This is a genomic window from Sinomonas gamaensis (assembly GCF_005876955.1).
Taxonomy (GTDB): domain Bacteria; phylum Actinomycetota; class Actinomycetes; order Actinomycetales; family Micrococcaceae; genus Sinomonas; species Sinomonas gamaensis.
Window position 1 is genome coordinate 1 of sequence record NZ_SSCL01000022.1, and the last position, 19,470, is coordinate 19,470.

Annotated in this window: 21 protein-coding genes; 5 read left to right on the forward strand and 16 right to left on the reverse strand. The window is 67.9% G+C overall.

Annotated elements, in window-relative coordinates; translation table 11 throughout:
- Nucleotides 1-317: 317 nt before the first annotated feature.
- The 9 genes from E5679_RS19285 to E5679_RS19325 form a co-directional block, all read right to left on the reverse strand.
- Complete coding sequence (locus E5679_RS19285) at nt 318-884, reverse strand: DUF6318 family protein (protein WP_138418934.1); 567 nt, start codon at nt 882-884, stop codon at nt 318-320.
- 14 nt (nt 885-898) lie between these two features.
- Entirely contained in the window at nt 899-1,486 is a 588-nt protein-coding gene (locus tag E5679_RS21360) for a DUF6318 family protein (protein ID WP_338055931.1), read from the reverse strand.
- A gap of 132 nt (nt 1,487-1,618) precedes the next feature.
- On the reverse strand, nt 1,619-2,080 hold the full coding sequence (locus E5679_RS19295) for a hypothetical protein (RefSeq protein WP_138418938.1): 462 nt from the start codon (nt 2,078-2,080) through the stop codon (nt 1,619-1,621).
- Between the two features lie 4 nt (nt 2,081-2,084).
- The gene (gene dapB / locus E5679_RS19300; protein ID WP_138418940.1) at nt 2,085-2,843 is read right to left on the reverse strand and encodes a 4-hydroxy-tetrahydrodipicolinate reductase; all 759 of its coding nucleotides are present in this window, start codon (nt 2,841-2,843) and stop codon (nt 2,085-2,087) included.
- Nucleotides 2,844-2,866: 23 nt separating this feature from the next.
- Nucleotides 2,867-3,337, reverse strand: coding sequence for a molybdenum cofactor biosynthesis protein MoaE (locus E5679_RS19305; protein WP_138418942.1), 471 nt, complete (start codon nt 3,335-3,337; stop codon nt 2,867-2,869).
- Nucleotides 3,327-3,803, reverse strand: a complete 477-nt coding sequence (locus E5679_RS19310; protein WP_171042475.1) for a MogA/MoaB family molybdenum cofactor biosynthesis protein — start codon at nt 3,801-3,803, stop codon at nt 3,327-3,329. The genes E5679_RS19305 and E5679_RS19310 overlap by 11 nt, the downstream gene beginning before the upstream one ends.
- A complete protein-coding gene (gene moaC / locus E5679_RS19315) occupies nt 3,800-4,321 on the reverse strand; it encodes a cyclic pyranopterin monophosphate synthase MoaC (protein ID WP_138418946.1) in 522 nt (173 codons plus the stop codon). Before moaC ends, E5679_RS19310 begins: the two co-directional genes overlap by 4 nt.
- Nucleotides 4,309-5,499, reverse strand: coding sequence for a molybdopterin molybdotransferase MoeA (locus tag E5679_RS19320; protein WP_138418948.1), 1,191 nt, complete (start codon nt 5,497-5,499; stop codon nt 4,309-4,311). Before E5679_RS19320 ends, moaC begins: the two co-directional genes overlap by 13 nt.
- Nucleotides 5,500-5,526: 27 nt before the next feature.
- A complete protein-coding gene (locus E5679_RS19325) occupies nt 5,527-7,053 on the reverse strand; it encodes a molybdopterin-dependent oxidoreductase (RefSeq protein ID WP_138418950.1) in 1,527 nt (508 codons plus the stop codon).
- A 39-nt stretch (nt 7,054-7,092) separates the two neighbouring features.
- Here E5679_RS19325 and moaA point away from each other — a divergent pair, with 39 nt between their 5' ends.
- From moaA to E5679_RS19350, 5 genes are read left to right on the forward strand one after another with little or no spacing between them, the layout of a single operon-like run.
- A complete protein-coding gene (moaA, locus tag E5679_RS19330; RefSeq protein ID WP_138418952.1) occupies nt 7,093-8,184 on the forward strand; it encodes a GTP 3',8-cyclase MoaA in 1,092 nt (363 codons plus the stop codon).
- Nucleotides 8,185-8,192: 8 nt separating this feature from the next.
- Nucleotides 8,193-8,462 carry a MoaD/ThiS family protein gene (locus E5679_RS19335; RefSeq protein ID WP_338055932.1) on the forward strand — a complete coding sequence of 90 codons (270 nt, stop codon included), beginning with the start codon at nt 8,193-8,195 and terminating at the stop codon, nt 8,460-8,462.
- A 41-nt stretch (nt 8,463-8,503) separates the two neighbouring features.
- The gene (locus E5679_RS19340) at nt 8,504-9,559 is read left to right on the forward strand and encodes a LolA family protein (protein ID WP_138418954.1); all 1,056 of its coding nucleotides are present in this window, start codon (nt 8,504-8,506) and stop codon (nt 9,557-9,559) included.
- Nucleotides 9,556-10,512: an ABC transporter ATP-binding protein gene (locus E5679_RS19345; protein ID WP_138418956.1), complete on the forward strand. Its 957-nt coding sequence runs from the start codon at nt 9,556-9,558 to the stop codon at nt 10,510-10,512. Before E5679_RS19340 ends, E5679_RS19345 begins: the two co-directional genes overlap by 4 nt.
- Nucleotides 10,499-11,335 carry an ABC transporter permease gene (locus E5679_RS19350; protein ID WP_249336244.1) on the forward strand — a complete coding sequence of 279 codons (837 nt, stop codon included), beginning with the start codon at nt 10,499-10,501 and terminating at the stop codon, nt 11,333-11,335. The genes E5679_RS19345 and E5679_RS19350 overlap by 14 nt, the downstream gene beginning before the upstream one ends.
- Nucleotides 11,336-11,349: 14 nt before the next feature.
- Here E5679_RS19350 and E5679_RS19355 read toward each other — a convergent pair whose 3' ends face one another.
- From E5679_RS19355 to E5679_RS19385, 7 genes are all read right to left on the reverse strand, one after another.
- Complete coding sequence (locus tag E5679_RS19355) at nt 11,350-12,714, reverse strand: M16 family metallopeptidase (RefSeq protein WP_171042476.1); 1,365 nt, start codon at nt 12,712-12,714, stop codon at nt 11,350-11,352.
- Nucleotides 12,715-12,717: 3 nt separating this feature from the next.
- Nucleotides 12,718-14,973, reverse strand: coding sequence for a polyribonucleotide nucleotidyltransferase (locus E5679_RS19360; protein ID WP_138418960.1), 2,256 nt, complete (start codon nt 14,971-14,973; stop codon nt 12,718-12,720).
- 231 nt (nt 14,974-15,204) lie between these two features.
- Nucleotides 15,205-15,474: a 30S ribosomal protein S15 gene (gene rpsO, locus E5679_RS19365; RefSeq protein WP_138418962.1), complete on the reverse strand. Its 270-nt coding sequence runs from the start codon at nt 15,472-15,474 to the stop codon at nt 15,205-15,207.
- A 142-nt stretch (nt 15,475-15,616) separates the two neighbouring features.
- The gene (gene kynU / locus E5679_RS19370) at nt 15,617-16,882 is read right to left on the reverse strand and encodes a kynureninase (RefSeq protein WP_138418964.1); all 1,266 of its coding nucleotides are present in this window, start codon (nt 16,880-16,882) and stop codon (nt 15,617-15,619) included.
- A complete protein-coding gene (locus E5679_RS19375) occupies nt 16,879-17,805 on the reverse strand; it encodes a tryptophan 2,3-dioxygenase (RefSeq protein WP_420821090.1) in 927 nt (308 codons plus the stop codon). The genes kynU and E5679_RS19375 overlap by 4 nt, the downstream gene beginning before the upstream one ends.
- A 9-nt stretch (nt 17,806-17,814) precedes the next feature.
- Nucleotides 17,815-18,456, reverse strand: a complete 642-nt coding sequence (locus tag E5679_RS19380; protein WP_138418966.1) for a hypothetical protein — start codon at nt 18,454-18,456, stop codon at nt 17,815-17,817.
- Nucleotides 18,457-18,466: 10 nt separating this feature from the next.
- Nucleotides 18,467-19,459 (reverse strand): bifunctional riboflavin kinase/FAD synthetase, encoded by a 993-nt coding sequence (locus E5679_RS19385; RefSeq protein ID WP_138418968.1) that lies wholly within the window; start codon nt 19,457-19,459, stop codon nt 18,467-18,469.
- Between the last annotated feature and the right edge of the window lie 11 nt (nt 19,460-19,470).

The following is a 19,470-nucleotide window of genomic DNA, read 5'->3' on the forward strand; positions in this document are numbered from 1 at the left end:
GCCGGTACCAGTTCACCAGCATCCCCTCGGGCCGCTCCCGGCACGCCGCCCTCGCCGCCCCGCACGACTGCGAATCCCCGAAGCCCACCGCATCCGACAGGCACGCATGCCCATACGAATACGAATACGGATCAACCACACCAGCCGGCAAAGGCGGGAACTCCACGCTTATGAGACCTCCATCATTTCCGTTGAGGCGCACACTTGATCGATTGAAACTGGACCTCACCTTGGGGTCCGAACTCGATTCCATCGATGGACCGAAAAGGCTGAGGAGAAGCGACATGCCAGTGGTCACTGCGATTATTTGAAGCATCTCAAGCCTGACCAGCCTGAGATGCGAGCCAACGGCCCTCTTTGTAGGTGGCGTGTATGACTTTCGGACTTTCATCAACGCCTGGGCTGTATTCGTCTACTAATTCACCTGTAGAATCGAAAACTTGAGAGGGAGACTCGTGAAGAAAGAAGTATGCGATCGCGTTCCTGTTCGGGTCCAAGATCATGTTGGGCTCGAATGATGAAACTGTCCAACGCGGCCCCACATGCCGCCTCTCACCTCGTGCTACTTGGCCTGCATCCGCGATGTAGCCGTTGCACATCTTGCAGTCAGGCAGTGAAACCTCTCGGAGCGGTTCGCTGTCGCCTGTCTCCAAGCCGTACGTGATCGTGTCGAACCAGTACTGCGTGAACGCCTCAAAGCCCTCTTTCGTATTCTGCCTCGCCGACTCCGGCAACACGGGCTTGGGCAGGTTGCGCGCGGGGCCCAGCGAACTGGCCTGTGTGGGACGCAGGTCCTGCGTGGGAGGGGCGGACGAGCTGGGCTCGGGTGAAGCGGCTGGATCGCAGGCGACGAGCACCAGCATTGACCCGACGACGGCGGCCACACGCCCCACCCGCCTCATGCCGGGCCCACTTCCAACGCAACCCACTTGCCCTCATCGAAACGAGCGTGGATCGCTTGGACTCCGCCGATCATTCCGCCCGTGTACCGGATGCCAACGTCGCCCGCCTTGGAATACGTGACGGAAGCCAATTCCTCGAAGAGGAAAACAGCAGCTACGGATTTGTCCGCGCCCGCCACCATGGTGCTTTTGAAACCCTTCACCATCCGCTGTGGCCCAATCCCCCATCCCCCACCTTCGTAGAGCCGATTTGCCTTCTCGACCTGGCGCTGGCACATCTTGCAAGACGGGGAGGAAATTTCGTTGACCGGGCGAGGATCGCCGGTTTCCATCACGTACGTGATTGCGTCGAACCAGAACTGCGTAAAGGCTTCGAACCCCTGCTCCGTATTCTGCTTCGCGGTCTCAGGCAGCTGCGGGCGAGGCAGATTGCGAGCCGGACCGTTGGAGCTTGCTGGGGTAGGACGCGGATCGGAACTCGGCTGAGCGGATTCGCCGGGAATTGCATGGGGCGCGGCTGGAGCTGCGCACGCTGTGAGGCACCCGATGAGGCAACAGGCCATGAGAACACGGAATAAGGACATGGACTTCCCCCGAGGTCGTTGATGTGCCGCCGCCAGATGGCAGGTGCGGGATCAGGCTACGTGGCTGATCCCGCACCTCAGTGGCGTTCGCGGGCAATCTCCGTGGCGGACCTCAGGGATCGGAAAGGACGCTCAGGCCCCGCTGCGGCGCAGGGCAATCGCCCGGCGCATCGCGGCCCGCGCACGCTTCCGATCGCCGGAAACGTCGTACGCCAGGCCGAGCCGGTACCAAGCCCGCCAATCGGTGGGAGCGGCCTCGGTCTCGGCCTGATACCTGGGGAATTCCGCGTCTGCCGCGTTCCGCAGGATCCGCCCGCCGGCGGTGCGCGGGAGGTTGTCCTCGGGGAGGCCGCCCTCGGCGTCGAGCTCGCGGCCGAGACGCTCGAGACCCGCGCCGAACAGGAGCTCGCGGGCGAGAGCCCAGGCCCCGATGATGGGCAGCACGAAGTAGGCGGCGCCGATCAATTTCGCGATCGGCTGCGGATCAGCGAGCAGCAGGATCCCGCGGTTGAATGTGAGCACGAGATAGAAAACCAGGAGCAGGACTATGCCTGCGACCCACAGCTTTGTTCGATGGGCCTTGAGCCATTCCACAGCGTCAGACCCCCAGGTCCAGGTAGCCGTCAAGCCCCACAGTGAGCCCGGGGTGGGCGGCGACAGAACGGAGTCCCAGGAGAACGCCGGGCATGAACGACGCCCGATCGAAGGAGTCGTGCCGAATAGTCAGCTGCTCGCCCGGGCCGCCGAGCAGGACCTCCTGATGCGCTACGAGCCCGCGGAGTCGCACGGCGTGCACGCGGACGCCGTCGACGTCAGCGCCGCGCGCGCCGTCGAGCTGCTTCTGTGTCGCATCAGGGGACGGCCCCACCCCTGCTTCGGCGCGGGAGGCAGCCACGAGCTGGGCAGTGCGAACAGCTGTACCGGACGGCGCGTCCACCTTGTCCGGGTGATGGAGCTCCACGATCTCCACCGATTCGAAGTAGCGGGCGGCCTTGGCGGCGAACGCGCTCGCGAGAACAGAGCCAAGGGCGAAGTTCGGCGCGATCAGCACACCTGTCGCGGGGCTTCCCGTCAGCAGCTCGCGCAGCTTGTCGAGCCGCTCCGGGGTCCAGCCCGTGGTCCCCACCACGGCGTGGAGCCCGCGCTCGACGGCGAAGCGGACGTTCTCCTCGGTGGAGTCGGGGACGGTGAGATCGACGACGTAGCGGGCTCCGGCGTCGACCAGTGACTCGAGCGAATCGTTCCGGCCGAGTGCCGCGACGAGCTCCATGTCAGGGGCCGCCTCGACTGCCCTCACCGCCTCGGAACCCATGCGCCCGTTCGCGCCCAGCACTGCCACCGGAAGTCTTTCTGCCATGGGTTCAAGCCTAATGGAGCGCGTCAGCCGAGCGCGGCGACCCATTCCTTGCCGCCGTCGTCGAAGAACTGCTCTTTCCAGATCGGGACCTCCGCCTTGACGCGGTCCACCAGATCCGAGCAGAGCCGGAACGCCTCTCCACGATGCGCCGACGACACGGCGCAGACGAAAGCGACGTCGCCGACGCCGAGGTCCCCGATGCGGTGCGCGATCCACACTCGCATCGCCCGCTCGGACGGGCCGAAGCGGTCGATGTGATCCGCGACAACGGCGTCGACCACCCCTCGCAGGGTTTGTTCCGCCGTCGGATGCGCGGTGTAGTGGAGGCGGAGGACACCACGGCCCTCGTCGTGGTCGCGCACCACCCCGGCGAAAGCAACGACGGCGCCCGCGTCCGGCGCGTCGACCGCGTGGCGGGCGGCGAGCTCGTCGAGTGCCTCTGTGCTGATGACTGCATGAACAATCTCAACCTGAGAACTCTGTTCAGTGGCCATGAACGCCCTCCAGCTGGTCGCACAGGTGCCCGATGAGCGGGTCGAGGACGGCGAGGCCGTCCATAACACCGGACGGCGAGCCCGGCAGATTCACCACGAATGTTGTCCCCGAGACTCCCGCATGGCCGCGGCTCAACGCAGCGAGAGGAGTCTTGTGCGCCCCAGCGCGGCGGATGGCCTCCATGACCCCCGGGATCTCGCGATCCAGGAGTGGAAGCGTCTCCTCCGGCGTCGCGTCATCCGGGCTGAGACCCGTTCCGCCGCTCGTGACGACGACCGCGGGCGAGAGCGCGAGCAGAGCGCGGAGGGCGGCGCCCACAGGCCTGCCGTCCGGCACGACGGCGGCAGGGATGACCTCAAAGCCATGCTCTACGAGCCAGTCCTCGATGACGGGTGCGGAGCGATCCTGATAGACGCCCGTGGCGGCGCGGGTTGACGCGATCACGATCCCTGCGCGCCGGGTCACTGCCCCTCCCCCGAGCCAGCGTCCTGCAGCACCCAGTCGCCGCTCTTCCCACCGCTCTTCGCGAGCACCTTGAGCTCTGAGATGACTGCGTGCTTGTCGACGGCCTTGATCATGTCGTACACGCCCAGTGCCGCGACCGAGGCCGCCGTGAGGGCCTCCATCTCCACTCCGGTCACGCCTCGGGTCTTCACCGTGGCGACGATGCGCAGCGAACTCTCGGCCATTTCGAAGTCGACGGTCACCTTCGAGATGGGCAGCGGATGGCAGAGCGGGATGAGGTCGGGCGTCTTCTTCGCGGCCATGATGCCCGCGACGCGGGCCACGGCGAGCGCGTCCCCCTTGGGAAGGCCGCCCTCGGAGAGGAGCGCGATGACCTCGGTGGTCGTTCGCACGACGGCCTGTGCGGTGGCCTCGCGCGTGGTCTCGGGCTTGGCGCTGACGTCAACCATGTGGGCCGAGCCGTCGGCTCGGACGTGCGTGAGCCCCTGGCCGGATTCGGTGCTGTTCACAGCAGCCATACTTCCACGTCGTCGCCCGCGGAGAGCCTGGTGACGTGCTCCGGCACCAGGACGAGCGCGTTCGACTCGGCGAGCGCGCCGAGCAGGTGGGAACCCGGCCCGCCGACCAGCTCGGCCGAACCGTCGGGGCGCAGCCGAGCGCGCCGCACCTGGAGCTTGCCCTCCGGCGAGTCGAGCGGTTCGGCGAGCGGAAGGTTGAGCCGCGGCCGCGGGGCGGGGGCACCGAGCAGCTCGCTGAGTACGGGACGCAGAAGGACCTCCCACGACACCCATGAGCTCACCGGGTTGCCCGGGAATCCAAGGAACGGGACGCCGTCGATGCTGCCTATTCCCTGCGGACCGCCCGGCTGCATCGCAAGGTGCACAAAGTCGACGTCGTGCTCTGCGAGCGCAAGCTTGGTCGCCTCGAACGCACCTTTAGACACACCGCCCGTCGTGATGATGAGGTGGGCCCCCGCCGCATCCGCAAGCGCGGCGAGCAGGTCCCCGGGCTCGTCGCTGCGCACCGCCGTCGCCTGCGCCTCAAGGCCAGCCTCCCGCAGCGCTGCGGTCAGCAGCGTCCCGTTCGCGTCATGGATCTGCCCTGGGCGCAGCGGCTCGCCGAGAGGCGCCAGCTCGGCTCCCGTGCTGACTACCGCGACGCGCAGCGGTGCTCGGACGGGCAGCTGGGCGATTCCCAGCCCCGCCGCCAGCCCGAGCTGGGCGGCTCCGAGACGCGTACCGGCGCGGAGGACGACGGCGCCCGCCCGGACATCGCTGCCGGCCCGCCTCACGAATGTCCCCGGCTCGACGGCGGGGAGGGCGACGCGGGCGTGGTCGACGGTGTCCGGGAACGAGGGGGGATCTGCGCGCTCGATGGGGACGACGGCGTCAGCGCCCGCCGGGAGCATGGCTCCCGTCATGATCGGGGCGGCGTGGCCTGACGCGAGAGGAGCGGGAACGGCTCCGGCGGGAATGGAAGCCGCGACGGCGAGCTCCCGCCCCGATTCCTGGGAGCGGACGGCGAAACCGTCCATCTGGGAGTTGTCGAAGGGTGGAAGGCTCGCCGGGGCCACGAGATCGTTGGCGAGGGCGAGCCCCAGCGACTCTGAGAGGCTGCGGGCCTGTGGGGGCCGCTCGGCGAGGGGCGCAAGGAGACTCCTGATGGCCGTGCGGTGTGCCTCCACGCTCGTTCCCATGCGGTCAGGCTCCTCTTCTGCTGGGTCTCACGCTGCGTCCACTCTGATGCTGTGGTAGCCGGTGGCGCCGTCGGGCGCCGGGGGCGCAACTTCGGAAGTCTGCACGGCCCCGGTGCCGTCCGTGGCCCGAACCGAGATCTGGTGATGCCCCGGAGCGAGCTGGACTTTCGCGGACCATTGGTACCACGTGTCGCGGGAAATCCCTGTTCCCAACGTGGCCGGCAGCCATGAGCCGTTGTCCACCATGACCTCGACGCGGGAAACCCCACGGTGCTGCGCCCACGCTACCCCTCCCACCATGACGTCGCCGGCGGCGACCTTTGCGCCGTCGCGTGGTGCGTCGATTCGTGAGGCGGTCTTGATCGGACCGCGCTGGGACCACCCGCGCGTGCTCCAGTAGGCGGAGTCGGCGGCGAACGTTGTCACCTTGAGTTCGGTCACCCATTTGGTCGCCGATACGAAGCCGTAGAGACCGGGGACGATCATGCGGACCGGGAACCCGTGTTCGGGTGGGAGCGGCTCGCCGTTCATGCCGATGGCCAGGATCGCGTCCGTGCCCGGATCGCTGAGGACCTCGAGGGGCGTGCTGGCCGTGAAGCCGTCCACGCTGCGCGAGAGGACCATGTCCGCCCCCGCCTTCGGCTTCGCTTGCTCTATGAGTTCGCGGAGGGGCCATCCGAGCCAGCGGGCGTTGCCGATGAGGTTCCCGCCCACCTGGTTCGAGACGCAGGCGATGGTCACGTACCGCTCGATGAGCGGCTTCGCGAGGAGCTCTTGCCAGGTGAGGGTCACGGGCTGCTCGACCATGCCGGTGACCTCGAGCTTCCAGCTCGTGGGATCTACCGACGGGACGACGAGGGCCGTATCGATGCGGTAGAAGTCGGTGTTCGGGGTGATGAGCGAGGTGACCCCGGGCGTGTTCAGTGTGGCACTCGCCGGGATCGGCGTCGCGGCCGACGACGGCGCCGGAAGCCGGAGTGCCTCCCGCGCGGCACTCACGGCGAGACTCGTGCCGCGGACCACTGCGGTAACGGCGGCCCCGAGGGCCACGACGGCGGCGCTGCCCGCCATCGCGCGGAGGAAGCGCCGGCGGGACATCGCCCGCTCATCCGGACGCTCTTCGTCGCGGATCAGCCGCACGAGCCAGCGGATCAGCGCGACCGACACAGCCGCCGCAATGACAGCGCAGACAATCGCAAGCGTATTCGAGAGCGAGCGGGTGGCGATGGCCGCGATGCCGACGACGCCGATGAGAACCGCCACGGCTGCACCCGCACCCGCGCGCCGCAGCTCGAGGAGCCCGGCCACGGCGCCGAGCCCGAGGAGGACGATCGAGATGACGACGATGAGGAAGGTCTTGTCGTTCGTGCCGAACGTCTGGATGGCCCATTCCTTGGCCGGCGGCGGAGCGAGGTCGACGACGGCGCCTCCCACCGCCGACACGGGACTCAGGGATGGGCTCGCGAGTCCCGCGAGCAATTCGCCGGCGAGCACGCCGGCGATGGCTGAGAGCGCACCGGCAGACGCCGCCCACCAGCGGAGGTGACCCGACATACCTCCAGAATAGAAGGGAGCGTGGCGTAACGTAGACCTATGACCGTCCAGCTCGGAATGCCGCTGCTGCCCTCGAGCGCGCGCGCAGCCACGGTGGACCGTCCTGCCTTCGAAGGTCTCCGCGACCGCTACGGGCGCGTCGCGACCGACCTGCGCCTGTCCCTCACCGACAAGTGCAATCTTCGCTGCTCGTACTGCATGCCCGCGGACGGTCTCCCCTGGCTGGCCAAGCAGGCAGTGCTCACGGCCGACGAGATCCTCCGGCTCGTGCGGATCGGGGTGGACAGGCTCGGTGTCCGGGAACTCCGGCTGACCGGCGGCGAGCCGCTCGTCCGGGCCGACGTCGTCGAGATCGTGGCGGCCCTACGCCGGGCGCATCCCGAGCTGCCCATCGCTCTGACGACCAACGCCGTCGGCCTCGACGTCAAGGCGGCCCCGCTCAAGGCGGCTGGACTCAGTCGGGTCAACATCTCCCTCGACACACTCCACCCCGAGACATTTGCTCAGCTCACCCGACGCCCGTTCTTCGACCGCGTCCTCGCGGGCATCGAGGCCGCCGATGCTGCGGGACTGGGGCCGATCAAGATCAACTCTGTGCTCATGCGCGGCATCAATGACGGCGACGGCGCCGACCTGCTGGCCTGGTGCCTCGAGCGCGGCTACGAGCTCCGCTTCATCGAACAGATGCCCCTCGACGCCGACCACGGCTGGACGCGCGAGGGCACGGTCACGGCCGCCGAGATGCGTGAACGGCTCTCGGAGAGATTTCGCCTCTCGCCAGACCCCCGTGCCCGGGACGGAGCCCCAGCTGAGCGCTTCGAGGTCCGCCTTCCCGGGTGTGACGAGGTGCTGGGCATCGTCGGCATCATCGCCTCTGTGACCGAGCCGTTCTGCGCCGACTGCAAGCGCACTCGGATCACGGCCGAGGGCAAGGTCATGAGCTGCCTGTTCTCACATGAGGAGACCGATCTGCGCGACCTGATGCGCGGCGGGGCGGACGACGACGACATCGCGGCCCGCTGGCAGGACGCCATGTGGCTGAAGCCGCGTGCCCACGGCATGGGGCACGTGGGCCTCGGGGCCGCCGACTTCGTCCAGCCCGACCGCTCCATGAGCGCGATCGGGGGCTGACGCACTCGATGGTGATCACCGTGCGCTATTACGCTGCCGCCTGCGCCGCTGCGGGCGTCGAAACAGAGAAGCTCGATGTGCCCGAAGGCGCAACCCTCTCATCCGTTCTGGAGCTGCTGAAGGACGGCGAAAGGCAGGCCGAGGCGGGTTCCCCGCCTCTCGCTGACGTCCTCCGCCGATGCTCCTTCCTGGTCAATGAGATTGCGGCAAAGGATCGCGACCGGCCTCTCGCCGACGGCGACCTCGTGGACGTCCTCCCGCCCTTCGCTGGCGGCTGATTTCGGCGTAGCGTGGAGACAAAGTCTTCCGGAGGTCGGCCATGAAGCGCATCTGGACCCGCTGGCTCCCCGCGGCTGCGGTGCCAGCCGCGGTAGCCGTCGCGGTGCTCGCGGGAGGTGCTGTCGCGGAGACGCCTCCACCCCCGGCCACCCCGCAGCAGGTTCTCGCGCTCGCTGCCGGGCACACGGCTCGGCAATTCTCGGGCGTGGTCAAGGAGAATGCAGACCTCGGACTGCCCTCAATCCCGTCGCAGGCACTTGCTCCCGCGACGAGCAGCGCGAGCCTCGGTTCTGAGGCATCGATCCTCGAGCTCCTGACCACACCGCACACCGCCCGCGTCTATGCCGACGGGCCCACGAAGCTCCGGGTTCAGATCATGGACGAGCTCGCCGAACGCGACGCGATCCGCAATGGAAACGACGTGTGGACGTTCGATTCCAAGGCGCACGCCGTGACCCATGCAACGCTCCCGGCCACCGCACCGCCTGGGAACGCCACACCGAGCGCGCCTCCGATCACTCCCGACCAGCTGGCCCAGCGATTCCTCGCCGCCGCTGACTCGACAACCTCCGTCGCGCTCGGACCCTCGGCCTCGGTCGCGGGGAAGAGTGCCTACACGCTCGTGCTGACACCGAAGAGCGCCGGAACTCTCGTGGCCTCCGTGCAGATCTTCGTCGAGGCGAAGACCGGATTCCCGCTCGGCGTCGATGTCTACGCCAAGGACCAGACCAGCCCGGCCTTCCACTCAGCGTTCACCCAGCTCGACCTCGCCGCACCCGCTGCCTCGGTCTTCGCCTTCACGCCGCCTCCCGGGGCAACCGTGAAGCAAGAGCAGGCGCCCAACCAGAAGGCCTCTCGCCCGGCCGCCCCGGCCAAGCAGCCGCTCGGCGGAAAGGGATGGGACGCCATCGTCACCGTGCCCGCAGGCTCAGTGCCCGCAGGCCTCCTCGACTCGCCGCTCCTGAAGCAGCTCGCAACGCCGGTAGCGGGCGGCAGGGCCCTCTCTTCCTCGCTGGTGAACGTGCTCGTCACCAACGATGGGCGCATCCTCGCAGGCGCCGTGCCGCTGTCCGCCCTCGAGGCAGCCGCCAAGTGAGTTCCGCCACTGACGGCGACCTTCAGACGGCGGTCCGCACTAGCGGGCTCACAAAGCGCTTCGGGCGGCACGCGGCGGTGGACAGCCTCGACCTCGTGGTGCCGCGGGGCGCGGTCTTCGGCTTCCTCGGACCGAATGGCTCGGGAAAGACGACGACGATCCGCATGCTCCTCGGGCTCGTCTCGCCCAGTGAGGGCCACGCCGAAGTGTTCGGCGAGGAGATGCCCGAGCACATTGCGTCCGTGCTGCCGCGAGTAGGGGCACTGGTCGAGGGACCCGCGTTCTATCCCTTCCTGACAGGCGAGGCGAATCTCCTCCGACTCGACACGGCGGACCTCCGGGCGCCCCGCAGCACGCGGCATCAACGGGTCGCCGCCGCATTGGACCGTGTGGGACTCTCGCACGCCGCCCACAAGAAGGTCCACGCCTACTCGCTCGGCATGAAGCAACGGCTCGGCCTCGCAGCCGCCCTGCTCGCCCCGCGGGAGCTCTTGGTGCTCGATGAGCCGACCAACGGCCTCGATCCGCAGGGAACCCGCGAAGTCCGCGGGCTCATCCGAGACCTCGCGAGGGACGGAACAACCGTGTTCGTCTCAAGCCATCTGCTCGCCGAGGTCGAGCAGATCTGCACGCACGCTGCGGTGCTCCGGGCCGGCCGGCTCGTGGCTCAGGGAACCCTGGAAGAGCTGCGCGGTTCGGCGCGGCACCGGATCGAGCTGCGGACGCCTGACTCGGAGCGGGCCATGGAGGTGCTGCGTCAGCTCGGTCTGCAGGCAGAATCCTCCAAGTCTGGGATGCTCGTGGCGGAGGCCAACGGTGCACCTCCTGCCGAGGACATCGTCGCCGCGCTCGTCTCTGCGGGAGTCCGGGTGCGGGGATTTGCGGCTGATGCCGCCAGCCTCGAGGAACGGTTCGTGGAACTCACGGGAGAGGGGTTCGATGTCGCCGATTAGCGGCTTGGCAAGCAGCAGGCTCTTCCTGTCCGAACTCTCGGTCCTGTTCCGGCGCTGGCGGACGTGGGCCATGCTTGTGGCCCTCGCTGCTGTTCCCGTCCTCATCGCCCTCGCCGTCCGCTTTTCGCCGAACCGGCCCCCCAGTGGCCGTGGCCCGGCCTTTCTCGACCAGATCACGCACAACGGCTTCTTCGCTGGAGTCGTGGGCCTGGTGGTCAGCACTCCCCTGTTCCTGCCGCTGACCGTCGGAGTCGTCTCCGGCGACACGATCGCGGGTGAGGCGAATCTGGGGACGCTCCGCTATCTGCTCGTTGCACCGGCCGGACGGGTGCGGCTGCTCGTGGTGAAGTACCTCGCCGCCGTCGTTTTCTGCCTCGCGGCAGCATTGGCGGTGGTCGTCGGCGGCACCGTCGCCGGTGCCGCCCTGTTCCCGCTCGGGCAGGCGACGCTCCTGTCCGGCGACACGATTGGGCCCGGTGAGGCGTTCGGACGCCTCCTGCTGATGTCCTTGTACGTCGCGGTGTCGCTGCTCGGCCTGTCCGCCATCGGCCTCTTCGCCTCGACGATGACGAGTGTGCCAGTAGGCGCCATGGCAGCCACGGTAGTCCTGGCAGTCGTGTCGCAAGTCCTCGACGCCCTCGACCAGCTCGACTGGCTGCATCCGTGGCTTTTCAGCGACCATTGGCTGGGGCTCGCCGACCTGCTGCGCGAGCCCATCTCATGGACGTCGTTCGGCGAGAACGCGCTGCTGCAGCTGGGCTATCTCGCGCTCTTCGGCGCTCTCGCCTACGGCCGCTTCACGACGAAGGACATCCTGTCCTAGCTGTTCAGGCTGTCCTACCCGTTCAGGCCGAACGTCTCCGTCTCCTCGAACGGGCCCACGACGGTGACCGAGCGCGGCGCGGCGGCAAGCTGGGCCGCGAGGCCGCGAACCTGCTCTGCGGTGACGCCGCGGATCTGCGACAGCGTCTCGTCCACGTCCTGGAACTCGCCCGAGACGAGCTCCGCCCTGCCGAGGCGCGACATGCGCGACCCAGTGTCCTCGAGCGCGAGCACGATGCCACCCGAAAGTTGGCCGACGGCCTTGCGCAGCTCGTCCTCCGTCACGCCGTGCGTGGCGAGCTTGGAGAGCTCGGCATCCATGAGAGCCAGCACTTGCGGCACCTTCGCTGGTGAGCACCCTCCGTACATGCCGAAGTAGCCGGCGTCCGCGTAGGCGGAGGCGAACGAATACGTCGAGTAGACGAGGCCCCGCTTCTCGCGGATCTCCTGGAACAGGCGCGAGGACATCCCCCCGCCGAGGATCGCGTTGAGCACGCTCATCACGTACCGGCGATCGTCGGTGGCGGTGATCGAGGGGCATCCCACAATCACGTTGGCCTGCTCGACCTGCCGCTTCACGACCGTCAGGCCAGGGCGGCCGAAGATCTCGGCGGCCACGGTGGAACGGCGCTCAACGGGCGCAGCACCGTCTTCAAGCTGCCATCCCGCGTTCCGCAGCGCCTCGAGCACGAGGCGGCAGACGACGTCGTGATTCAACCCACCGGCAGCGGTGACCACGAGTTCGGAGGGGCGGTAATACCGCCGGTAGTGCTCCCACACCGAGTCGCGGGCAACCGCCCGGATGGCATCGGGCGTGCCGCCAATGGGACGGCCGAGGGGGTGCTCGCCGAGCACCGCGGCAACGAAATGCTCGTGGGCGACGTCCGTGGGATCGTCGCCGTCCATCGCGATCTCCTCGAGGATCACGTCGCGCTCCTGCTCGAGCTCGGCGGGATCCAGGACGGCTGACGTCACCATGTCGGCGATGACGTCGATCGCCATGGGGAGATCGGTGTCGAGCACGCGCGCGTAATAGCACGTGCTCTCCTTCGCGGTAGCCGCGTTGGACTCGCCGCCCACTTCATCGAAAGCGGAGGCGATCTCGAGGGCCGTCCGGCGTTGCGTGCCCTTGAAGAGGAGGTGCTCGAGGAAGTGGGTCGAGCCATGCTGGCCCACTGCTTCATCCCGGGACCCCACACCGATCCAGAACCCGATCGAGGCGGAGCGCTGGCCGGGCATGGCCTCGGTCAGGACGCGCACGCCGCCGGGCAGGATGGAGCGCCGCACCACGGCGCCACCATCCTGCCCGAAGATCGTGGTCGACATCGGGGCGCCGTCCACGAGCTGGCCGCTGGTCAGCGGCAAGGCGATACTGGCCATGGCCTAGGCGTCGGCTGCCTCGGCGCTCGCCTGGATCGTGACCGCCTCCTCGACAACGTCCTCGCCCTCGGCGATCACCGGTGCGAGCGAGAGCTTGCCGCGGTCATCGATCTTCGTGATCTCGACCTGGACCTTCTGGCCCACCGAGACGACGTCCTCGACGTTGTCCACGCGCTTGCCGCCCGCGAGCTTGCGCAGCTCCGAGATGTGCAGCAGACCGTCCTTGCCCGGAGTGAGCGACACGAAGGCACCGAACGTCGTGGTCTTCACGACTGTGCCGAGGTAGCGCTCGCCAACCTCGGGGAGCTGCGGGTTCGCGATCGCGTTGATCGCGGAGCGAGCAGCCTCGGCGGACGAGCCGTCCGTCGCGCCGATGAGCACCGTGCCGTCGTCCTCGATCGAGATGTCGGCGCCGGTGTCCTCCTGGATCTGGTTGATCATCTTGCCCTTGGGACCGATGACCTCGCCGATCTTGTCCACGGGGATCTTGATCGCGATGATGCGCGGCGCGAACTCCGAGAGCTCATCCGGGCCCTCGATCGCGGCATTGATCACCGAGAGGATGTGGAGGCGGGCCTCGCGGGCCTGCTTGAGGGCTGCGGCAAGGACCGAGGCCGGGATGCCGTCGAGCTTCGTGTCGAGCTGGATCGCGGTGACGAACTCGCTCGTTCCGGCCACCTTGAAGTCCATGTCGCCGAACGCGTCTTCGGCACCGAGGATGTCGGTCAGGGCCGCGTACCGGGTCTGGCCGTCGACCTCGTCGGACACGAGGCCCATCGCGATGCCGGCAACCGGAGCCTTGAGCGGCACGCCGGCGTTGAGCAGCGACAGCGTGGAGGCGCACACCGAGCCCATGGACGTCGAACCGTTCGAGCCGAGGGCCTCAGAGACCTGACGGATCGCGTACGGGAACTCCTCGCGGGACGGGAGCACCGGCACGAGGGCGCGCTCGGCGAGGGCGCCGTGGCCGATCTCGCGACGCTTCGGCGAGCCGACCCGGCCCGTCTCACCGGTCGAGTACGGCGGGAAGTTGTAGTTGTGCATGTACCGCTTGTGCGTCTCAGGCGACAGCGAGTCGATCTGCTGCTCCATCTTGAGCATGTTGAGCGTGGTGACGCCGAGGATCTGCGTCTCGCCGCGCTCGAAGATCGCGGAACCGTGCACGCGCGGGAGGACCTCAACCTCAGCCGTGAGCTGGCGGATGTCCGTCAGGCCGCGGCCGTCGATGCGGACCTGGTCACGGAGGATGCGCTGGCGCACCACCTTCTTGGTGACCGAGCGGAACGCGGCGGAGAGCTCCTTCTCGCGGCCCTCGAACTGGCCGGCGAGCTGGCCCAGGACCTCATCCTTGAGCGCATCCGAAGCGGCTTCGCGCTCCTGCTTGTCGGCAATGCTGAACACCTGGGCGAGGCGCTCCGCAGCGGCGGACTCGACGGCCTCGTAGACGTCCTGCTCGTAGTCGAGGAAGATCGGGAACTCGGTTGTCGGCTTCGCCGCCCGGGTCGCGAGGTCCTGCTGCGCCTCGCAGAGCGCCCGGATGAACGGCTTCGCAGCCTCGAGGCCCTCGGCCACGACTTCCTCGGTCGGCGCGGTGGCGCCCTCCTCTTTGATGAGGTTCCAGGAGCGGTCCGTGGCCTCAGCCTCGACCATCATGATCGCGACGTCGTCGCCAGCGATCCGCCCGGCGACGACCATGTCGAAGGTCGCGTTCTCGAGCTGAGAGTGCTTCGGGAAGGCAACCCACTGCGGGCCCTGGGCGTCGTGCACGAGCGCGACGCGCACGCCGCCGATCGGGCCCGAGAACGGGAGGCCGGCAAGCTGGGTGGACATCGAGGCTGCGTTGATCGCGACGACGTCGTAGAGCTCGTCGGGGTGGATCGCGAGTACGGTCACGACCACCTGGACCTCGTTGCGGAGACCCTTGACGAACGCCGGGCGCAGCGGGCGGTCCATGAGGCGGCAGGCGAGGATCGCCTCGGTGGACGGGCGCCCTTCGCGGCGGAAGAACGAGCCCGGGATGCGGCCCGCGGCGTACATGCGCTCTTCGACGTCGACCGTCAGCGGGAAGAAGTCGAAGCCCTCGCGGGGGGCCTTGCCCGCCGTCGTGGCGGAGAGCAGGGCGGTTTCGTCGTCGATGTAGGCCATCGCCGCGCCGGCGGCCTGCTTGGCAAGGCGGCCGGTCTCGAAGCGCACCACGCGCTGGCCGAAGCGGCCGTTGTCAATCACGGCCTCTGAGAACTGGATCTCGGGACCCTCCATGGAGAGCCACCTCCGTTTCCTCTTGTGTGGAGGCGAGGAACCCGGTCTTCGATCGAGGCCCTTGGCACGTCTCGGAGACGTCCGCAAGAGCCACTACCGAGGACCGCAGGCTGCCTTCGTCTCCGGTGGATTCTGGTAGTCGGTATGTAAACGCTTACGTCATGCTGATGCGGCCCGCCGCTTCACTCGAGAAGATTCCTTCCCTCGAGAAGAGGCGGGCCGCTTCAGAGACTACCGGCGCAGGCCGAGACGCTCGATGAGCGAACGGTAGCGCTCGATGTCGGTGTCGTGCAGGTAGGCGAGCATGCGCTTGCGACGACCGACGAGCGCGAGAAGGCCGCGCTGCGTGTGGAAGTCGTGCTTGTGCTGCTTCATGTGCTCAGTCAAGTCCTTGATGCGCTTCGTCAGAACGGCGATCTGGACCTCCGGAGACCCGGTGTCGCCTTCCTTGGTGGCATATTCCTTGATGATCGCCTGCTTGACGGCGGGATCCAAAGCCATTGAGCTCAGTACCTCTCGATTCGTGCCGTGCGGCCCGCAGGACGCTGCGTCCTCGGGGAACACCGACCTCGCAGAAGATCTCTCAACGGAGGTGCGGCGCGGCCCAGGCCGCCACGGACTGCAGCGAGGGCCAACGAGCAGTCTATCGTGCGGCCAATGTCTGTGTCGAAACCAGTGCGCTGCGGATGGCCTCGATCCCCCGCAGGGTCTCCGCGAAGCTCGTGCTGAGCGGCGAAAGGCCCAGACGGAGGCCTTGAGGTGCACGGAAGTCCGGAATCACGCCGCCATCCCACAGTACCTGAGTGAGACCGCGGAAGGCTGGGTGTTCGAGGATCACATGCCCACCCCGGACCGCAGCGTCCGCCGGCGATGCAAGACTCACCCCGAGCGGCTCGAGCAGTTCGCGATGGGCTTCAACGGCGAACTCCGTCAGGGCGACCGACTTGGCCCTGATGGCGCCAATCCCGGCCTCCTCGATGAGTTCGAGCATGCCGCGGAGCGGGAGCATGCCGAAGATGGGCGGCGTGCCGCTCATGAACCGGCGAATGCCCTCGGCCGGTTCGTATCCGTGGGCCATCTCGAACGCCTCGCGCCGTCCCATCCACCCTTCGATGGGCTGCCGGAAGGCCTCCTGATGCCGCGACGCCACATAGGCGAACGCCGGAGCACCCGGGCCGCCGTTGAGGTACTTGTACGTGCATCCTGCGGCGAAGTCAGCGCCCCAGGCGTCCAGTTCGACAGGCACCGCACCCACGGAGTGGCAGAGATCCCAGACGATCAGCGCACCGGCCTCGTGGGCCAGAGCGGTGATCGCCGGCGCATCCGCAATGTAGCCCGAGCGGTACGCCACGTGGGAGAGGACGACGACGGCGGTGCGCTCCGTGATCGCGTCGGCGGCTTGCGCCGTGGTCACCCCGGTTGCCGGATCCGCGTCGATCCACCGCACTGAGAGCGAGCGTTCGGCCGCGATGCCCTCCACGATGTAGCGGTCCGTGGGGAAGTTGTCCGTGTCGACCACGATCTCGGTGCGTTCCGCCCCGGCCATGCCGACGGCGGCTCGAATGAGCTTGTACAGGTTCACGGTGGTGGAATCGGCGATGGCAGTCTGGCCTGCCGCTGCGCCGAGGCATGCCTCTGCGAGCCGATCCCCGAGAACGAACGGCTCGGCCAGCCATTTCTCGTCCCACCCTCGGATGAGTCGGCCGCCCCACTCTTCCTCAGCGAACCGCCGAACGTCCTCGGCCGTACGCCGGAGCGGGCGCCCAAGGGAGTTGCCGTCGAGATACGAGAGGACCTCGTTCCCGTCCTCTGTCCCGACGAAGAGGCTCCTGTACTGCGCCAGCGGATCTCCGCCGTCGAGCTCGCGCGCACGCTCGGCGAGCCCCCCGCTGTCATGGCTGTGGCTCATCGCCCGGCCTCCGTCCGCCCGATCTCGGTCCTGACCGCGAAGAGCTCCGGGAAGAAGGTGAGCTCCAGCGCCTGACGCAGGAAGCCGGCGCCGGAGGACCCTCCGGTCCCGGTCTTCATCCCGATGGTGCGTTGAACAGTGCGCAAGTGCCTGAACCGCCACAGCTGGAAGTTGTCCTCGAGGTCCACCAGCTCCTCGCAGGTCTCATAGGCGGACCAGTGCTGCTCCGCGTTGTCGTAGATGTTCTTGAATAGCGGCACCAGATCCGGGCAGAAGGCATGGGCAACCCGGACGTCGCGATCGAGGACTTGGGCCGGCACCGCGTACCCCTGCCTCGCCAGATACCTCAGGAATTCGTCGTAGAGGCTCGGCGCGTCGAGCAGAGCCGCCAGCTGGGCCCGCATCTCCGGCTCCGAATCGAAGACCGCGAGCATGTCCTCGTTCTTGTTGCCGAGGATGAATTCGACCGACCGGTATTGCCCGGACTGGAAGCCTGAGGCGTGGCCGAGGAAACCTCGGAACTGGGCGTATTCGTGGGGCGTGAGGGTGGCAAGGACGCTCCATTGCTCGGTGAGCGTCTTCTGGATGTGCTTCACCCGGGCTATGGCCTTGAGTGCCGCCCCGAGGTTGTCGTCTCGGAGCCAGCCGCAGGCGCTCTTGAGCTCGTGGAGGACAAGCTTGAGCCACAGTTCCGTGGTCTGGTGCTGGATGATGAACAGGAGCTCGTCGTGGTGTTCCGGAACGCTCACGGGGTGCTGGGCGCTCAGGAGCCGATCGAGTTCGAGGTATCCGCTGTAGGTCATGCGGCCGCTCAGATCGCGAACAATGCCCTCTTCGAGAGGGCGCGTGTTCTGGCGGGTGGCTTCCTTCTGCGGCGGCGTCTTTGCCGATCGTGTGCTTGCAGTAGATGTGAGATCTGTCACCCGCCCAGCCTAACGCCGCCTGCGCCGGCGCTCGGTGACCCGCACGGGCTCAAGCGGCGGCTCCCGGAACTCGGCCCATCCGAGCAGTGCGAACGCGAGGCCCCACAGGCCGACTCCGGCTTGCGTCCACGGGGACGTCGTCCACGACGTGTTCCCCAGCGCGAGGGTGGGAAACACGACGAGGACCGGGAGGAGGCCGACGACGAGAGGCAGGCAGCGCTCCCAGCCATGCCAGACGTGGTGGCGGATTGCCGCAACTCCGGCAAGCAGGAAGCCGAGCGGAACGAGCACCGTGGCGCCGGCGTCGAAGACCCACAGCTCCCCGAACGGAGAAAGGAGGTTCGCCACAGCGAGAAGCGCCAGCCCGAGGATGGCGAGGGCAAGGCCGGTGCGGGCAAGGAGGCTGCCGCCGAGCGCGTGGTCAGACCAGAGGCCCACGCAGCCGAAGAGAATCAGGATCTGCACGACGCCCACGGCGGGATTGACCAGGCCGAAATAGACGCGAGCGGCGGACGCGAAGAGCCCTCCGACATCGAGCACGAACATTGCGCAGCCGCCGGCGACCATCGAGACCGCCGCCCACCGAAGCCAGGGTGCGCTTCCCCGAGGCACTCCCCCGCTGCCCGGCGGACCGCCGTTGGCGAGGCTCATGCACGGAATTCTATGCCCGGGGATCTGCTCCGGCCAGAATGCGGCGCGCCTGATCGACGTCGACCTTCATCTGCTCGATCAGCGCTTCCGGGCCGCGATACGCAACCATGCCCCGCAGCCGCTCGACGAACTCGACCACGATCTTCTGCCCGTAAAGGTCAAAGTCCTCGGGCGCCTCATCCGGGCGGTCGAGGACATGGGCCTCAACTTGGCGGGTGACACCGATGAACGTCGGGTTCGACCCGACGGAGATCGCTGCCGGCCACCTCGTGCCGGACTCGTCGATGAGCCATCCCGCGTAGATGCCGTCCGCGGGGACGTGTCCGATCGCTTCGTGGGCGAGATTCGCCGTGGGGAACCCGAGGGCGCGGCCCCGGGCTGCGCCGTGCACCACCTCGCCATGCAGGGCATGCGGGCGTCCGAGGATCTCGGCGGCGATATGCACGTCGCCGCGGTCCAGCGCCTCGCGGACCCACGTCGACGAGCAGCGCCGCTGCTCGTCGTCGGCCAGCAGGCTCGGATCTTTCTCCTTGAACTCGTCGACGATGACGACCTGGAAGCCATGGCGGCGACCCAGCTCCTGCATCGTGCTGAGGTCCCCCGAGTTTCCGCGGCCGAAGCGCACGTCATGGCCCACCACGACGGCGCTGGCGCGAAGCCCGTCCACGAAGACGTTCTGGACGAATTCCTCGGGAGTCTGGTGGGCGAACTCAAGGGTGTAGTGGAGCACGAGGATGGCGTCGAGCCCGTACCCTGCCAACGCGGCGATGCGGTCGTCGATCCCCATGATGAGGTCTGGAGCCGTATCGGGGCGGTGGACTTGTGCAGGGTGGGGATCGAACGTGACGGCGACCGTCTTGCTCCCCGCCGCTCGGGCCGTCCGTTCAAGCTGGGCGAGCACCTGCTGGTGCCCTCGGTGCACGCCGTCGAAGTTGCCGATCGTCACCGCCGTCGGACCGAAGTCGCTCGGCACCTCGTCAAGCCCGCGCCAAATCTGCACCATCGTCCCTGCCT

What these genes read in the sequence shown, in the direction of transcription:
- E5679_RS21360 (WP_338055931.1), bottom strand. Translation starts at nt 1,486, where the DNA reads ATGTCCTTATTCCGTGTTCTCATGGCCTGTTGCCTCATCGGGTGCCTC.
- dapB (WP_138418940.1), bottom strand. Translation starts at nt 2,843, where the DNA reads ATGGCAGAAAGACTTCCGGTGGCAGTGCTGGGCGCGAACGGGCGCATG.
- E5679_RS19305 (WP_138418942.1), bottom strand. Translation starts at nt 3,337, where the DNA reads ATGGCCACTGAACAGAGTTCTCAGGTTGAGATTGTTCATGCAGTCATC.
- moaC (WP_138418946.1), bottom strand. Translation starts at nt 4,321, where the DNA reads ATGGCTGCTGTGAACAGCACCGAATCCGGCCAGGGGCTCACGCACGTC.
- E5679_RS19320 (WP_138418948.1), bottom strand. Translation starts at nt 5,499, where the DNA reads ATGGGAACGAGCGTGGAGGCACACCGCACGGCCATCAGGAGTCTCCTT.
- E5679_RS19325 (WP_138418950.1), bottom strand. Translation starts at nt 7,053, where the DNA reads ATGTCGGGTCACCTCCGCTGGTGGGCGGCGTCTGCCGGTGCGCTCTCA.
- moaA (WP_138418952.1), top strand. Translation starts at nt 7,093, where the DNA reads ATGACCGTCCAGCTCGGAATGCCGCTGCTGCCCTCGAGCGCGCGCGCA.
- E5679_RS19335 (WP_338055932.1), top strand. Translation starts at nt 8,193, where the DNA reads ATGGTGATCACCGTGCGCTATTACGCTGCCGCCTGCGCCGCTGCGGGC.
- E5679_RS19340 (WP_138418954.1), top strand. Translation starts at nt 8,504, where the DNA reads ATGAAGCGCATCTGGACCCGCTGGCTCCCCGCGGCTGCGGTGCCAGCC.
- E5679_RS19350 (WP_249336244.1), top strand. Translation starts at nt 10,499, where the DNA reads ATGTCGCCGATTAGCGGCTTGGCAAGCAGCAGGCTCTTCCTGTCCGAA.
- E5679_RS19355 (WP_171042476.1), bottom strand. Translation starts at nt 12,714, where the DNA reads ATGGCCAGTATCGCCTTGCCGCTGACCAGCGGCCAGCTCGTGGACGGC.
- E5679_RS19360 (WP_138418960.1), bottom strand. Translation starts at nt 14,973, where the DNA reads ATGGAGGGTCCCGAGATCCAGTTCTCAGAGGCCGTGATTGACAACGGC.
- rpsO (WP_138418962.1), bottom strand. Translation starts at nt 15,474, where the DNA reads ATGGCTTTGGATCCCGCCGTCAAGCAGGCGATCATCAAGGAATATGCC.
- kynU (WP_138418964.1), bottom strand. Translation starts at nt 16,882, where the DNA reads ATGAGCCACAGCCATGACAGCGGGGGGCTCGCCGAGCGTGCGCGCGAG.
- E5679_RS19380 (WP_138418966.1), bottom strand. Translation starts at nt 18,456, where the DNA reads ATGAGCCTCGCCAACGGCGGTCCGCCGGGCAGCGGGGGAGTGCCTCGG.
- E5679_RS19385 (WP_138418968.1), bottom strand. Translation starts at nt 19,459, where the DNA reads ATGGTGCAGATTTGGCGCGGGCTTGACGAGGTGCCGAGCGACTTCGGT.